The 15,616-nt window shown below is 38.0% G+C and carries 12 protein-coding genes; 6 read left to right on the top strand and 6 right to left on the bottom strand.

Annotation, left to right across the window (positions count from 1 at the left end; all coding sequences use genetic code 11):
- Positions 1–26 precede the first annotated feature (26 nt).
- Together ACLLO5_RS24815 and ACLLO5_RS24810 are read left to right on the top strand one after the other, a co-directional pair.
- Positions 27–215 carry a DUF4089 domain-containing protein gene (locus ACLLO5_RS24815; protein ID WP_413173142.1) on the top strand — a complete coding sequence of 63 codons (189 nt, stop codon included), beginning with the start codon at positions 27–29 and terminating at the stop codon, positions 213–215.
- A gap of 7 nt (positions 216–222) precedes the next feature.
- On the top strand, positions 223–1,602 hold the full coding sequence (locus ACLLO5_RS24810) for an AtzE family amidohydrolase (RefSeq protein ID WP_413173141.1): 1,380 nt from the start codon (positions 223–225) through the stop codon (positions 1,600–1,602).
- An 8-nt stretch (positions 1,603–1,610) separates the two neighbouring features.
- On the opposite strand, the gene ACLLO5_RS24805 is transcribed toward ACLLO5_RS24810, so the two are convergent.
- Positions 1,611–2,117, bottom strand: coding sequence for a GNAT family N-acetyltransferase (locus ACLLO5_RS24805; protein ID WP_413176185.1), 507 nt, complete (start codon positions 2,115–2,117; stop codon positions 1,611–1,613).
- 19 nt (positions 2,118–2,136) lie between these two features.
- On the opposite strand from ACLLO5_RS24805, the gene ACLLO5_RS24800 reads away from it, so the two are divergent.
- On the top strand, positions 2,137–3,309 hold the full coding sequence (locus ACLLO5_RS24800) for an NAD(P)/FAD-dependent oxidoreductase (RefSeq protein WP_413173140.1): 1,173 nt from the start codon (positions 2,137–2,139) through the stop codon (positions 3,307–3,309).
- Here the strand turns inward: ACLLO5_RS24800 and ACLLO5_RS24795 are convergent.
- The 5 genes from ACLLO5_RS24795 to ACLLO5_RS24775 all read right to left on the bottom strand — a co-directional run bounded on the left by ACLLO5_RS24795 (position 3,281) and on the right by ACLLO5_RS24775 (position 10,035).
- Positions 3,281–3,958, bottom strand: coding sequence for a hypothetical protein (locus ACLLO5_RS24795; RefSeq protein ID WP_413173139.1), 678 nt, complete (start codon positions 3,956–3,958; stop codon positions 3,281–3,283). The two genes, ACLLO5_RS24800 and ACLLO5_RS24795, sit on opposite strands and share 29 nt — an antisense overlap.
- A 1-nt stretch (position 3,959) precedes the next feature.
- A complete protein-coding gene (locus ACLLO5_RS24790) occupies positions 3,960–5,723 on the bottom strand; it encodes a putative bifunctional diguanylate cyclase/phosphodiesterase (protein ID WP_413173138.1) in 1,764 nt (587 codons plus the stop codon).
- Between the two features lie 9 nt (positions 5,724–5,732).
- Positions 5,733–6,167, bottom strand: coding sequence for a response regulator (locus tag ACLLO5_RS24785; RefSeq protein ID WP_413173137.1), 435 nt, complete (start codon positions 6,165–6,167; stop codon positions 5,733–5,735).
- 244 nt (positions 6,168–6,411) lie between these two features.
- Entirely contained in the window at positions 6,412–9,273 is a 2,862-nt protein-coding gene (locus tag ACLLO5_RS24780; protein ID WP_413173136.1) for a PAS domain-containing protein, read from the bottom strand.
- Between the two features lie 216 nt (positions 9,274–9,489).
- A complete protein-coding gene (locus tag ACLLO5_RS24775) occupies positions 9,490–10,035 on the bottom strand; it encodes an NADPH-dependent FMN reductase (protein ID WP_413173135.1) in 546 nt (181 codons plus the stop codon).
- A gap of 411 nt (positions 10,036–10,446) precedes the next feature.
- Between ACLLO5_RS24775 and ftsH the strand changes: the two genes are divergently transcribed.
- From ftsH to glmS, 3 genes are all read left to right on the top strand, one after another.
- Entirely contained in the window at positions 10,447–12,342 is a 1,896-nt protein-coding gene (gene ftsH / locus ACLLO5_RS24770) for an ATP-dependent zinc metalloprotease FtsH (protein ID WP_413173134.1), read from the top strand.
- A gap of 485 nt (positions 12,343–12,827) precedes the next feature.
- On the top strand, positions 12,828–13,073 hold the full coding sequence (gene psaC / locus ACLLO5_RS24765) for a photosystem I iron-sulfur center protein PsaC (protein ID WP_015215228.1): 246 nt from the start codon (positions 12,828–12,830) through the stop codon (positions 13,071–13,073).
- Between the two features lie 386 nt (positions 13,074–13,459).
- A complete protein-coding gene (gene glmS / locus ACLLO5_RS24760; RefSeq protein ID WP_413173133.1) occupies positions 13,460–15,337 on the top strand; it encodes a glutamine--fructose-6-phosphate transaminase (isomerizing) in 1,878 nt (625 codons plus the stop codon).
- Positions 15,338–15,616 lie beyond the last annotated feature (279 nt).

The following is a 15,616-nucleotide window of genomic DNA, read 5'->3' as shown; positions in this document are numbered from 1 at the left end:
TAAAACTCAAGGTCTAGACGTAAAACATGAATAATCAAAATATTGATCTAAAACAATATGTTGAGCAAATGTCATTATTGCTGAATTTGCAAATAAAAGATGAGTATCGAAATGAAGTGATAGTAAATTTTGAAAAACTCCAATCCATAGCACAAATAGTTAATAATTTTCCCTTGCCAGAAGAAATTGAAATTGTACCAATCTTTGAACCATAGATAAACTATGAATGATGCTGTATCTGTAGCCAAAAATGTATTATCAGGTAAAGTTAGTGCAGTAGAAATTACTCAAGCTACATTAGCGAAAATTGGTACTAAGGATCATGAACTTAATTGTTTTACTGATATCACTGTGGAAACAGCTTTACAAGATGCAGCATATATTGATCAAAATATCGCTGAAGGTAAAAATCCTGGTGTATTAGCTGGTGTACCTTTTGCAGTTAAAAACTTATTTAATATTGCTGGTTTAACAACCTTAGCTGGTTCAAAAATTAACGCTGGAAATTCTCCAGCTATCCAAGATGCAACCGCAGTTAGTAAATTAAAAAAAGCCGGTGCAGTATTGGTTGGTGCTTTAAACATGGATGAATATGCTTATGGATTTGTGACAGAAAATATTCATTATGGTGTAACTCGCAATCCCCATGATTTACAACGAGTAGCTGGAGGTTCTTCTGGTGGTTCTGCTGCTGCTGTTGCTGGAGGTTTAGTTCCTTTTACTTTGGGTTCAGATACTAATGGTTCTATTCGTGTTCCTGCGGCTTTGTGTGGTATTTTTGGTTTTAAACCTACTTATGGCAGGTTATCCCGCGCCGGGGTAAAATTATTTTCTAGCAGTTTAGATCATATCGGTCATTTTGCAACTTCAGTTAGAGATATTGCGACGATTTTTGATGTTTTGCGAGGTTTAGATGAAAAAGATCCGGTTTGTACAAAACGTTATCCTGAGTTTTGTGTACCACAAATAAATAATGATATTTCTCAGATTAGAATTGCTATTGCAGATGGTTATTTTACCCAAAAAGCAGATACCGCAGCTTTAGCAGCCGTACAGAAAATAGCTACCGCTTTGGGTGTGACTGAATATGTAACAATACCAGAAGCAAAAATTGCCCGTGCTGCGGCGTTTGTAATTACAGCTTGTGAAGGTGCAAATTTGCATTTAGATAAGTTAAGATCCCGTCCTCAAGATTTTGATCCTGCAACACGCGATCGCTTTTTAGCTGGGGCATTAATTCCTGGACATTGGTATATTCAAGCACAGCGGTTTAGAAGATGGTATCAAGATCAAGTTAGAGAAATTTTTCAAAATGTAGATATAATTCTTGCCCCAACCACGCCAATTACAGCCCCATTAATCGGACAACAAACGATGATTTTAGATGGTGAAGAAATCCTTGTTCGTCCGCATTTGGGTTTATTTACTCAACCATTATCTTTTATTGGTTTACCTGTTTTGTCAGTACCAATTAATCAGGAAAGTTCTCTACCTTTAGGAGTGCAATTAATTGCTGCACCTTATAATGAAGCTTTAATTTTACGAGTAGCAGCATTATTAGAATCTAATGGAGTGATAGAAGTGAACATACCGAATAATTAGAAATAATATTAAACTCCATCAAAAGCTGGAGGATAAACAACTTTCCCCTTATATTTTTCCTCATAACCTGATAGAATTTTCACCATAAATACATCTTCTGGAACTGAAAAAGGAGATTCTATTTGATAATTTATTGATGGTTGAAAACCAAAAGGAGTATAAAGTTTGGGATAACCTAATACAACAATTAGTGCTTCTCCTCTTTTGTCTGCTAGTTGTAGCCCTGTTTTTAGTAAAGCTTTACCAATACCTTGCTTTTGGAATTCTGGATGAACTGCCATCGGTGCTAAACTTAATACAGGTAGTTGTTCTTCACATACTAAATCAATGTAGCTAAACATAATATAACCAATTACAGTATTTTCAATTTCTGCAACTAAAGAAAGTTCGGGAATGTAACCGTTAGATGCACGAATTATGTGTACAAGTTTGGCTTCTTTTTCTCCCCCGAAGGCTAGTGTATTTACTTCTGCTATAGTTGGGTAGTCTAGTGTATTTTCAGGACGAATATTCATCATCAATTTTTAATTATTTATGAAAGTGTATGATTGGATTGTGGTGGGTGCTGGAATTACTGGTGCTACACTTGCTTATGAACTAGCAAAAACAGGATTTTCTGTTTTGTTACTAGACCAAAATCAAACGCCACAAAATGCTACTCGCTATAGTTATGGTGGGGTTGCTTATTGGTCGGGGACAACACCAATTACACAACAACTATGTGAAGATGCGATCGCACGTTATCAAATCCTACCTCAAGAGTTGGATACTGATATCCAATTTCGAGAATTAGATTTATTACTGACAATCCCTGCGGATACTGATCCCAAATTAACCGCCACATCTTACTCCCATCTTAACACCCAGCCCCACTTACTGAGTATTCAAGAAGCCTGTGAATTAGAACCCCTGTTAAACAAAAATGCCATATCTGGGGCTTTAACAATCAAACACGGTCATATCCAACCTGAAAAAATCACACAAGCATATATTCAAGCTTTTCTGCGAATAGGGGGAGAAATACAGTTTGACCAAGTCTTAGAACTTACTCCCGCTTTGATGAATGAGAAGGTGTTTCGGGGAGTAAATACGATAAAAGCAACTTTCCACAGTGACAAAATAGCCATTTGTACTGGTGGACTTAGCCGCAAGTTACTAAAATCAGCAGGTATTCCCATTAAAGTCTATTTTTCTCACGCAGAAATAATTGAAATTCCACCTGTAAATCTGCGGCTAAATACCTTAATAGCACCAGCTAATCTGCAACGCTTTCAATTAGAAATTGAGTCAACTAAAGTTGATCAATTATGGGATGAATTTGGTAACGAACTAGTACCACCAATTTTAGATGCTGGTGCAGTACAGTTTCTTGATGGTAGTTTACGGTTAGGTCAAATTACTCGCATTCTTACAGATCCTCATGCTCAAATTAACTCAGAGGAAAGTGAAAAATGGTTGCGAACAAAAATCATGAACATATTGCCAGATTTGGGCAATTTATCGGGGAATTATCATCATTGTTTAGTAGCTTTTAGTAAAGATAAATTACCCTTAATTGGCGCTATTCCCGAATTTGAACACATTTATATTTTTTCTGGTTTCACTAGTCCTTTTGTTTTTGTTCCACCATTAGCCCAACGTTTTGCTCAATTTGTATCGGGTCAGGAAGATGAAATAATTAATCAACTGGTAATTCGTAATTATTAATTTTATTCTCTGTAACTTCTTCCGTATTTTCTCTGTTCAAATTAATGAGATGAGCAGCTTCTTGTAAAAGTTGTTGCTGTTCTTGATGAATTAAGTCTAAACGATGAGAAATTTCTGCTAGTCTTTTCTGTTGATCCTGATATTTATTTTCTAAATTTATTGTATCTAGAGGTAGGACTGGGGAAATTTGATGATTTTTATGAATAAATGTTATTTTGTGCCAATTATCATTAATAAACTTAGCCAATGATAAATAAATAGCTTTGATTAAAACTTGCAATAATTTTAAGGGAACTTTTAATATTGACCAACTCGCTGTTTCAATTAACCGCATAATACCTTTAATAATACTCCAAGCCAATGCTATGACAAACAGGAGAATTACTAAACTGATAATTGGGTGATTTACTGCCCAATTGAGTATTTGTAAAAACTGTAAAAAAGTTGGATGCTGGGTAGTTAATTTGTTTACATAAGTTGTGATTGTATTGTCAATTAATTGTGATGTGGTATTTTGAACTTGTGTAGCCTTTTGCCAGCTATTTTCTAAATAATCTTGAGCTTGATTTAGTCTATGTGTGACTGCATCCATTGCCCTAACTGACCACTGACTGCTGACAATTTGCAAATTTTGTAACTTGTCTAACATATCATTGAAGATCAAGAGATTTTGATATTAATTGCAAATCTAGGTTAGCATCTAGGCTTAATTTTGTTTTTGCTGTTTGCAACCAATCCTCAATTTGATGGGGTGGCATTGGTTTAGAAAATAGATAGCCTTGTCCATAATTGCAACCAAGCGATCGCAAAATTTTCATTTGTGAAACTGTTTCCACACCTTCTGCAATCACATCTAAGCCTAGTGTATGCGCTAAAGTAATAATTGTTTGTATAATTCCCAAGCTGCATTTTTCTTTTTCCATACATGAGACAAAAGAGCGATCAATTTTTAGGGTATCAACAGGTAAATCACGTAAATAAGATAAAGAAGAATAACCCGTCCCAAAATCATCAATACTAATCTTGATACCTACTGCGCGTAACTGCTCCAAAGAATTAATCATTGTTTGTGTATTAATCATCAATGTACTTTCAGTAATTTCCAATTTGAGCGTTACTTGAAGACCTTGGAGAGATTGATAGTGATGAATAATTTTGGAAACTATATCCGGTTCATTTAACTGTATACCTGACAAATTTACTGATAAACTTAAGGGTAGATCATCCAAAAATTGATCTTGCCAAATACTTAACTGTCTGCAAGCTGCTGCCAAAATCCAATCACCAAGGGGAATAATTAGCCCAGTTTGTTCTGCTAAGGGAATGAATTCATCTGGTGAAATCCATCCTCGCTGGGGATGTTGCCAACGAATTAAAGCTTCAAATCCCAAAACTTGAAAAGGATTTAGGTCAACTATTGGCTGATAGAATAATTGTAATTGCTGCTCACTGATTGCTTGTCTAAGTTCTGTTTCCATCTGCAATCGCTCTAAAGCTTTGGTCTGCATACTGCGATTATAGACAACTGTAGGATATTGTAATCCTTGTTCTTTGGCATTGTAATTAGCAATTTCTGCTGATCGCAAAAACTCTTCCGGTTCATGAAAATCAACGCTACTATCTACAATACCGATTGTAATTGAGACATAAATAATAAAGCCTTCTAAATCAAAAGGAGGATCAATCAAACGATGTAGTTCTATGGCTTTGCTCTCAGCATCACTTGCATCAGTAATATTTCCTAGTATAAATGTAAATACATCTTTGCCTATTCTGGCTAAATAGTCACAGTTACGTAAGTTTTTTTGTAAACGTTTTCCTACTTCTATTAGCAGTTGTTCACTTTTTATATGTCCAAAACCATATTTAATTTTGCGATACTGATTAATATCTATAAATAAAACTGCAAATTTATGAACGTTATGAATATAGCTGGACAGTACATTTAACAAAGAATTTTTATTAGGTAAACCTGTTAATTCATCATAAAATGCTAAAAATTTCACTTTTTCCAAAGCCTGTTTACGTTCATATCTTACTTTGGCTTCTCGCAATTCTCTGGCAATAGCTGGTGCTAGTCTGGTTAAATTGTGCTTGAGTAAATAATCATGAGCGCCATCTCTCATTAATTCAACTGCAATTTCTTCACCAATTGAACCTGAGACAACAATAAAAGGCGTATCTAATTTCCGTTCCTTGACCAGATTTAATGCTGCGATCGCGCTAAAATAAGGCATGGAATAATCTGTTAAAATTACATCCCATTCTTCAAATTCTAGAGCTTCTAGCATTTTTTCAGCGGTGTCAACAAGTTTATAGACGACTTGATAATTTGCTGTTTCCAGTTCCAAAACAATTAATTCAGCATCATCTAAGTTATCTTCAACAATGAGAACTTTAATTTGATCAATCATAAAAATAAATTATTGGGTTAGAGGCGGAGGACTGTTGATAATCAACCAGTACATTCCTAGCTGGTGCAAAATTTTCACAAACTGGTCATAATCGACTGGTTTACGAATGTAGCTATTACAACCCAAACTATAGCCTTGAAGACGATCGCTCTCTTCGTGAGAGGTTGTCAAAATTACAATAGGTAACAACTTAGTTCGACCATGAGAACGAATTAGTCGCAGCACTTCTAACCCATTGATTCGGGGTAGCTGCAAGTCTAATAAAATGAGCGATGGTAGGGAATTTAATGCTGTGTTTTCTGTAAATAGATAGTTAATTGCTTCTACACCATCTCTGGCAATAACAATATTTTCTCGCAGTCCAGTTTGCTCAAAAGCAAGTAATGTTAATTCTATATCATCAGGATTATCCTCAACAATTAATAATGTGGATGTCTGAGCCATACTACTTTAAAAACAAATGGTTTATCAACTGAGAATTCAGAATTAATTCTGGATGATTGAAATATGAATAACTAGCTTTAATATTCCTCTTGGATGGTCTGATATTCTTTACAGCGTAGCTTTGGCACGAATCATCATGGCTGGTTTTAGATTCACCATAGATTGATTGTGATTCTCGGATTCTGATTTTTGAATTCTTCAAAAAACTATTGCCCTGTTTGTAACATAAAAACTCACTCTCACTCTATAAGGTGAAATAAAAAGTTGCTCTTTCTCCAATTACCCCATTTGCCCACACATCACCACCATGACGACGAACAATTCTTTGCACAGTCGCTAAACCAATGCCTGTTCCTGGAAACTCTTCCACGGTATGGAGACGTTGAAATGCTTGAAATAGCTTGTTGGCATAAGCTTGATCGAACCCGACTCCATTGTCTGTGATCATGTAGGTTAAACGTGAATGATTATTGTTTTCTAACAAAATACAACTCAATTCAATTTTTGTTTGTATTTTAGTGGATGTAAACTTCCAAGCATTATTGAATAAGTTTTCCATCACAATGCGTAAAAGTTGAGCATCACCCCAGACAATAAGATCAGGAGAAATTAGCCACTGTACCTGCCTTTCTGGTTCGTTTTCACTCAGTTGTTGAGCAATTTCTTGAGCGATCGCACTAAGATTAACTTGAGCATATCGTATCGGAGTGCGGGTAACTCGTGAAAGTTGCAGCAAATTGTCAATTAGTTCACCCATGCGTTGAGTTCCAGCCCGAATCCGAGTTAGATAGTGCTGGCCTCGCTCATCTAATTGATCTTGATAACGCTCTAGCAATGTCTTACTAAATCCATCAATACCGCGTAAAGGCGCGCGGAGGTCATGAGAAACTGAGTAAGAAAACGCTTCTAATTCTTTGTTAGCTGCAATAAGTTCAGCAGTGCGTTGTTGTACTCTTTCCTCTAGTTGTTCATTAAGTTGGCGAATTTCTAGTTCAGTTTGTTTGCGAACAGTAATATTTGTACAAGCTCCCACCCATTCGCGGATAGAACCGTCTGTTTCCAGAACAGGTAAAGCCCGCACCCAAAAACAGTGGTATTCGCCGTTTGAGTCACAAATACGACATTCATTTTCATATAAACAATTTTTGGCGATCGCCTGTAACCAAATTTTTATTGTTCGTTCTCTATCATCAGGATGAAGGGAGTATTGCCAGTTCAACCCCTGGTATTCTGTAAAAGTCTGACCAGTAAAAGCCTCCCAACTTTCCTGTACAGTAGTAAATTTACCTGTGGCATCGGTAATCCAAATCACTTGGGTTGTGGCTTGTACCAAGGAACGGTAACGTTCTTGACTGTGCTGGAGAGCAATTTCTGTTAATTTGCGTTCGGTTATATCTGCCGCAATCCCCACATGACGTAATATTTGTCCAGATGGGCTATAAATAGGGAAAACGCGAGCAAAAATCCAGCGGATATCACCTGTGGGGTGAATAATGCGATATTCTTCCTCTAGGGGTTCTCCTTGAACCAGACGCGCACAAGCAGCAAAAATGCGATCGCGCTCATCTGGGTGTATAGATTCACTCCAAGATTCAGGGTGCTGATACAGACTTTCACAACTTTGTCCCCATATTTCTTCATAGCCAGGACTGATATATAAAATCTCACTCAAGTCAGCGGAGTTAATATGAAACACTTCATGGATATTGTCAGCTAGTTCCCGAAACTTAGCTTCACTTTCTTGTAATGCAGCTTGTGTATGTTTTAGAGATGTAATCTCCGTGATAAAACCTTGAATTTTTTGCTCTCCATTAATAAATGTTTCAATTCCTTTTTCCCACAACCATTTTTCCTGGCCACATTGAGAATGAATGCGATACTCTACTTCGTATGTCATTTGATCAGCAATTGCTTTTCTAATAGCGGTGTCAATTTTGGGTAAATCTTCTGGCACTATTAAACCTTGAAATGTACGATTCTCATCACTAGCTAATTCCTTGCCATTACCACCAATAATAGACAAATAGCCATCACTTAAGCTTTCAACGGAGAAATCATCATTCACACTGCGAGAAAAAACAATTCCTGGTAAAGTATTAATCAAATTGGCTAACTGATGACGGCTATTGACTAAAGCTTGATTTGTTGATTCTAATTGAGATGTACGCCTCTGGATTTTTGTTTCTAAATTCTCATAAGATTCCAGTAATGCTTTTTGAGCATTTTGGTATTTTTGGTCAGTAGCATTTAAATATCTTGCATTCCACCATACAACTCCACCTAAAAAACCGATATTGATAATAGATCTAACAATCAATCCCGTCTCAATATCAATAGTATTAGTTCTGTATGCCGACAAAAATAAGCCTGAAGTTACAATCGGAATACCAATCACCAAAGGCAAGAGATTACGGGCAATAATCCCACCTAAATAAGGACTCATCACTTCTTGTATCCAACCTTTTTCTGGATCAGCCAATAAAACTCCTAACCCCAGTAAAATAAACAAAATACTGGTATGCACTGCCATGGTAGTCAACGGTGGAATTTGATAAAAAGATCTAATTCCAAATATGTAACCAATGAACCCTAACAAGGCAATTAAAAAACTACAAAAAGCTAAAATTTGAGTTATACCTACAACCTTTGTTCTTAGCAAAATTAAGGCTAAACCCAACCATAAAAAGCATAGGGCTGTATTAGGAGCCATTCGTCCTGGATAGGATGTAAAAACCGCATTTTCTGCTTCTTTAATTAACAGTTGATCAATTCTTAAATTAATATTAAAAATATACTGGATGATTGTTAATAGCCCCAGCAGCGCCACCATCACTGCTAATATCTGGGAAATTAATTTCAGGTGTAATAACTTGGTTTGACAATATTGATGCCACAGCCACAAACATATTCCACTAAAAATAAAACCTAGTGCTGTATTTACTTTCATTGCCACCAGTCCTGGTAGCATACTCTTAAGAATTGGTATATTAAAAATCCAACCCAGTAAAACTATACAGCCTATTAATGCTGTGGTTATACCCAACTTACTGGAAAGATTACGAGCTAAAGAATTAAGATTTGCATTATCAATATAAATTTTAGTCACAATAATGTTATCCTGGCAAGACATACAGGAAATACTCTATGGACTTACGTAATCAATAGATTTTTATACTATGGTATGTTTAAAATTAATTTGACTATACTGAATTGTAATTAGCAATATATCTCTAGTTATATTTTTAAATCTATCTACTGAAGGATTCGGAAAAAATTATACAGGGAGAATAGCCAGTAAATATCCTCCCCTACTCCCCTATTTCTAATTAACCCCGCGCAATTTCCGAGTATTATCTACCAAACTTTGAGCAAACTGATCAAATCGTTGAGATAATTTTTCATCCAACAGTTTACCTTCTGGACTGAAAGCACTATAAGCTTGTCCAATAGCAATCTGTTCGGGAATTACCCAACCATGCACCCATCTCATAATGATTCGCAGGTCGTTGAGCGCATTACTATTAGATTGACCACCTAAAATACTAACTAATCCTGTCACTTTCCCTGATAGTTGATCAAAACTCATTAAATCTAACGTATTTTTGATCACACCGCTAACTCCCCCATGATATTCTGGTGTGGCTAAAATTAAGCCGTCAGAATTGCCAACAGTATCGCGCAACCGTTGTACATCTGGATATTCTGGGTATTCTTTAGCACCTGTGCAGAATGGTAGCTGCATTTGCCGTAAATCGAGAATTTCCACCTCTGCACCTAAAGCCGCTACTCGTTGTGCTGCTACTTGTAACCCTAGCTGGGTATATGAGCCGGGTCTTAAACTACCACCAATACCAACAATTTTTACCATAGTTCACCCACAAAACTAGAATTATTAAAAAGCGGAGTCATTACGACTATGATTATTTTAACGACGAATTTTATTATTTGTCAAACTCCTTTTGGGGGAGCATGGAACAAAGCAAAGGTTGACAGAGAAAAAGCGATACTAATAAATAGTCATGCCAAATCAATTACACATTTCGCTAAGGGAACAAGGAACAGAACAAGATTCTAGGGATTTCTATTTTGTGGCAAAATGTATAATTAATTTTACTCAGGTACTGATTCATCATCTTTCCTGAACATCACTCACCAATTCCCCATATCCCGAAGTTAGACTAGATGAGAAAACTGTAATTTCCAGTTATTGCTATTTCTGCTAGAAGAATAGGCATAAAACCAAAAATCAGCTTATGCCAACAGAAAAAGGGTAAATTTTATGACAAATCTTGGTAAGAAGGCATTGAAAAAACAGCTTCAATCAAAGCGAATTCCTTGGACTGGGGCATTAGCAGCTACTATGATTATGCTGCCAGGAATTTTTGGTGGTAGTCCCGTCTTGGCTCAAAAAGCAGAGCGAAACTCTTTATCTTATGGGGAATTGCTCCAAAAAACTGAGCAAGGGGAAGTGAGAAAAGTAGAACTTGATGAAACTGAACAAATAGCTAAGGTTTATTTGGCAGATCAAAAGCCAGATGCACCACCTATACCAGTAAAACTGTTGGAACAAAATACGGAGTTAATCAATAAACTCAAGGAAAAAAACGTTGAATTCGGTCAGGTTTCCTCCGCTAACAGCAGGGCTGCTGTAGGACTATTAATTAATCTGATGTGGATTTTGCCACTTGTGGCTTTAATGCTGTTGTTCCTGCGTCGTTCTACCAATGCTTCTAACCAAGCGATGAATTTCGGTAAATCTCGCGCTCGGTTTCAAATGGAAGCGAAAACCGGAGTAAAATTTGACGATGTGGCAGGAATAGAGGAAGCGAAGGAAGAATTACAGGAAGTTGTCACTTTCCTCAAACAGCCAGAAAGATTTACTGCTGTGGGTGCAAGAATTCCTAAAGGTGTACTGTTAGTTGGACCTCCAGGTACTGGTAAAACTTTACTAGCAAAAGCGATCGCTGGGGAAGCTGGTGTACCCTTCTTTAGTATTTCCGGTTCAGAATTTGTAGAAATGTTTGTGGGTGTGGGTGCTTCCCGTGTCCGCGACCTGTTCAAGAAAGCCAAAGATAACGCTCCCTGTATCATCTTTATTGATGAAATTGATGCAGTCGGTAGACAACGGGGTGCAGGTATCGGTGGTGGTAACGATGAAAGAGAACAAACCTTAAACCAACTATTGACAGAAATGGATGGTTTTGAAGGCAATACAGGCATTATTATTATTGCTGCTACCAACCGTCCTGATGTTTTAGACTCCGCACTGTTGCGTCCTGGTCGTTTTGATAGACAAGTAATTGTGGATGCACCAGACCTGAAGGGGCGTTTGGAAATTTTAGAAGTCCATTCCCGCAATAAGAAATTAGATCCTAGTGTATCCTTAGATGCGATCGCCCGGCGCACCCCTGGCTTTACCGGTGCAGACTTAGCTAACCTCCTCAACGAAGCAGCCATTCTCACCGCGAGAAGACGCAAAGACGCAATTACCATCCTAGAAATTGATGATGCAGTAGACAGAGTAGTAGCTGGGATGGAAGGTGCAGCTTTAGTAGATAGCAAAAACAAACGTTTAATCGCCTACCATGAAGTCGGACACGCTTTAGTGGGAACATTAATTAAAGACCATGACCCCGTCCAAAAAGTTACCCTCATCCCCAGAGGACAAGCATTAGGTTTAACTTGGTTTACACCCAACGAAGAACAAGGATTAATTTCTCGTTCTCAAATCCTAGCGCGGATTATGGCAGCTTTAGGTGGTCGTGCTGCTGAGGAAATTGTTTTTGGTAAAGCAGAAGTCACAACAGGTGCTGGAAATGACTTGCAACAAGTCACAAATATGGCACGACAAATGGTAACGCGATTTGGGATGTCTGACTTAGGTCCGTTGTCCTTGGAAAGTCCACAAGGAGAAGTATTCTTGGGGCGTGACTGGGGGAATAAATCAGAATATTCTGAAGAAATTGCTTCTAGAATTGATTCTCAAGTCCGGGGAATAATTAGCAGTTGTTACATCAAAGCCAAAGAAATTCTGCAAGAAAACCGCATAATTTTAGAACGTTTAGTTGATTTATTAACAGAACAAGAAACTATAGATGGTGATTTATTCCGCAAAATTGTTGAAGAAAATACACAAGTTCAGGTAAAAGATCAAAGGTTAGCTGTGCCTCATTAGCAAGTTATTAAAAGGAATTAGGCCAAGGGTGTAAGGGTGTAGAAGAAAGTCTAATGCCCCAATACCCAATGACCTAATTTTCTTTCTCCATTGATTCTGAATCACATTTGAATAGTACATAAAAACTATCAACTTTACGTCTGTACACCAATGTTAAAGTTTCGTTACAAATAGGCTTTGTTTAACGTTGCATCGTCATTAACCAATAGGTACTATAGGTTTAGCTATGGGGAATTGAATTAGGTTTACACATCTTTACAATTTGGTTTTGTTCTGGGGAGTCTCTACCGTCAGTGCTTATGGTTGATTTTGCTGATTGGTAGGCAAATAGGGACGATATCGCCAGAATAAATTGCCCAAACTGCCTATTAAATTGTTTAAAGTTATGTAGCCTTTTACTTACAGCTTAACAAGCACTGCGGTAAACTATGCCTTGATTACGATTCCTTCGCAGAGAAGAACACCCGAAAGGAGCAGTTTTTTCAATGTCTCATACCGTAAAAATCTACGATACCTGCATCGGCTGCACTCAATGTGTCCGCGCTTGCCCCACTGACGTACTGGAGATGGTGCCTTGGGATGGCTGTAAAGCTTCTCAAATTGCCTCTTCACCCCGCACAGAAGACTGCGTAGGCTGCAAACGTTGCGAAACCGCTTGTCCCACTGATTTCTTGAGCATCCGGGTTTATCTGGGCGCTGAAACAACTCGCAGCATGGGTCTAGCATATTAAATACTGAGATATTAAAATACTCAGTATAATAGTGCTGAGAACTGAGGTAGGGAGAAACAACTTGATCCTTCTCTCAGCACTCAGCACTTAACAATTTTGAATTATCTCCATAGAAAATGTCTTTAAACTCTGGCAGCAGACGTTTCTGCCGCAGAAATTTGTTGTTTTAATCTTGGTCAACCAAAATCTATTACAAAACCGAGTGGTCAAAGGAGCAAGTTGCTCCTTTTTCTTTGCTATAATCACCCCTTTATGCTGACAACTATACTGAATTAATTTCCAGTAACAGCAAATAGTGAACAGTTGTCAGGCAAATAGTAGGGTACTGAAACTAAATGCAACTCGTAACTGATAACTATTAACTGATAACCGGAGTGGTGTAAACAATGTGCGGAATAGTTGGCTATATAGGCACTCAAGCGGCGACAGATATTTTACTGGCTGGATTGGAAAAATTAGAATATAGAGGTTATGATTCAGCCGGAATTGCCACAATTTGGGAAGGTGACGTTCATTGTGTGCGGGCTAAGGGTAAACTGCTGAATTTGCGTTCTAAACTCGAACAAATCGAAACTCCTGCTCAAATTGGCATTGGTCACACTCGTTGGGCAACTCATGGTAAACCAGAAGAATATAACGCCCATCCACACATGGATACGGCGCTGCGGATAGCGGTAGTGCAGAATGGGATTATTGAGAATTATCGTGAGTTACGGGAACACCTGAAGGGCTTAGGACATGAGTTTCGTTCCGAGACGGATACAGAAGTCATTCCCCATTTGATCGCTGAATGTTTAAAGCATAATTTTGAAAATACTGTTTCCGTTTCTATGTTTTTGGAAGCGGTGCGGGAAGCGGTGAGTAAGCTAGAGGGGGCTTTTGCTGTTGCGGCTATTTGTGCAGATTACCCAGATGAATTGATTGTAGTTCGCCAACAAGCGCCTTTAGTGATTGGTTTTGGTCAAGGTGAGTTTTTCTGTGCTTCCGATACTCCGGCCATTGTTCCCTATACCCGCGCTGTATTGCCTTTAGAAAACGGTGAAATTGCCCGTTTGACTCCTTTAGGGGTGGAGGTCTATAACTTTGCAGGGCATCGCTTGAAAAAGCATCCTCGTACCCTGAACTGGAATCCCATCATGGTGGAAAAGCAGGGATTCAAACATTTTATGCTCAAGGAAATTTATGAGCAACCGGGGGTAGTGAGGGCTTGTTTAGAGGCTTATTTTCCCGCTAGTGCTGAAACACCTGTGACGCTGGGTTTACCAGAGGAATTTTATGTAGATTTAGAACAAATTCAAATTGTCGCTTGTGGGACAAGTTGGCACGCTGCTTTAGTGGGTAAATATTTGTTAGAACAGTTAGCAGAAATTCCTACTCAAGTACAATACGCTTCTGAATTTCGCTACGCACCATCACCTCTGACGGCTAATACTTTAACCATTGGTGTCACACAATCGGGTGAGACTGCGGATACTTTAGCAGCTTTATCTATGGAAAAGGAACGCAGGCAAGGAAAAGAAGCTAAGTATCAAGTGCGACTATTGGGTATTACCAACCGTCCAGAAAGCACTTTGGGGCAGATGGTAAGTAATATTATTAATACTCATGGAGGTATTGAGATTGGAGTTGCTGCGACAAAGACTTTTATTGCCCAGTTGATGGCGTTTTATGGTTTGGCTTTAGATGTGGCTTATCGTCGGCAAACAATTACGGCTGAAAGGTTAACAGAAATAATCGCTGGTTTACGACAGTTACCCGCAGAAATTGAAGCGATTTTAGAAACCCAGGAAAGATATATTGAGCAGTTAGTTCATGATTTTGCAGAAACTAAAGATTTCATTTTTGTAGGCAGAGGAATTAATTTCCCAATTGCTTTAGAAGGAGCTTTGAAATTAAAAGAAATTAGCTATATTCATGCGGAAGGATATCCAGCAGGAGAAATGAAACATGGTCCGATCGCTCTATTAGATGCGAAAGTTCCTGTAGTGGCGATCGCCATGCCTGGTAGTGTGTATGAAAAAGTCATTTCTAACGCCCAAGAAGCTAAAGCCAGAGATTCCCGATTGATTGGGGTTACTTCTGTCAATGATGGAGAAGCGGCGGAAATCTTTAATGATTTAATTCCTGTGGCGGAAGTTGAGGAACTTTTGTCACCAATTCTCACAGTTATTCCGTTGCAATTATTGGCTTATCATATTGCTGCACGACGGGGTTTAGATGTAGATCAGCCGAGAAATTTGGCGAAATCGGTAACTGTGGAATAGCTTCAGTAATTGTGCTTTCTTCTTGTTGTACAACGATAAAAAAGTTGGAAAATAAATAAAAAAGTTTTACAATTTCTCCCGTGGGTGTATATACAAATCATCCAGAGGAGAATTTTTTTGTTACAAGTAGGCGTGACTGAACGCAAGATAAATTTGTGGTGAGATTAGAAAATAGAGGAAAGCAATCAAGTACCCAGGCTTGAGAAATCATTGCTGTCAAGTGTAATATTTCAGTGCTAGGATAAACCGTTTACCCGGATTTCTTTATTAGTACAAAAG

It is taken from the genome of Anabaena azotica SJ-1, from assembly GCF_047275885.1.
GTDB classification, from domain to species: Bacteria; Cyanobacteriota; Cyanobacteriia; order Cyanobacteriales; family Nostocaceae; genus Trichormus_B; species Trichormus_B azotica_A.
The sequence above is the reverse complement of the archived record's forward strand: the minus strand, read 5'-3'. Positions and strand labels throughout refer to the sequence as shown.

Excerpts from the sequence above, each read along its gene's own strand:
- ACLLO5_RS24815 (WP_413173142.1), top strand. The coding sequence starts at position 27 with ATGAATAATCAAAATATTGATCTAAAACAATATGTTGAGCAAATGTCA.
- ACLLO5_RS24810 (WP_413173141.1), top strand. The coding sequence starts at position 223 with ATGAATGATGCTGTATCTGTAGCCAAAAATGTATTATCAGGTAAAGTT.
- ACLLO5_RS24805 (WP_413176185.1), bottom strand. The coding sequence starts at position 2,117 with ATGAATATTCGTCCTGAAAATACACTAGACTACCCAACTATAGCAGAA.
- ACLLO5_RS24800 (WP_413173140.1), top strand. The coding sequence starts at position 2,137 with ATGAAAGTGTATGATTGGATTGTGGTGGGTGCTGGAATTACTGGTGCT.
- ACLLO5_RS24795 (WP_413173139.1), bottom strand. The coding sequence starts at position 3,958 with ATGTTAGACAAGTTACAAAATTTGCAAATTGTCAGCAGTCAGTGGTCA.
- ACLLO5_RS24790 (WP_413173138.1), bottom strand. The coding sequence starts at position 5,723 with ATGATTGATCAAATTAAAGTTCTCATTGTTGAAGATAACTTAGATGAT.
- ACLLO5_RS24785 (WP_413173137.1), bottom strand. The coding sequence starts at position 6,167 with ATGGCTCAGACATCCACATTATTAATTGTTGAGGATAATCCTGATGAT.
- ACLLO5_RS24775 (WP_413173135.1), bottom strand. The coding sequence starts at position 10,035 with ATGGTAAAAATTGTTGGTATTGGTGGTAGTTTAAGACCCGGCTCATAT.
- ftsH (WP_413173134.1), top strand. The coding sequence starts at position 10,447 with ATGACAAATCTTGGTAAGAAGGCATTGAAAAAACAGCTTCAATCAAAG.
- psaC (WP_015215228.1), top strand. The coding sequence starts at position 12,828 with ATGTCTCATACCGTAAAAATCTACGATACCTGCATCGGCTGCACTCAA.
- glmS (WP_413173133.1), top strand. The coding sequence starts at position 13,460 with ATGTGCGGAATAGTTGGCTATATAGGCACTCAAGCGGCGACAGATATT.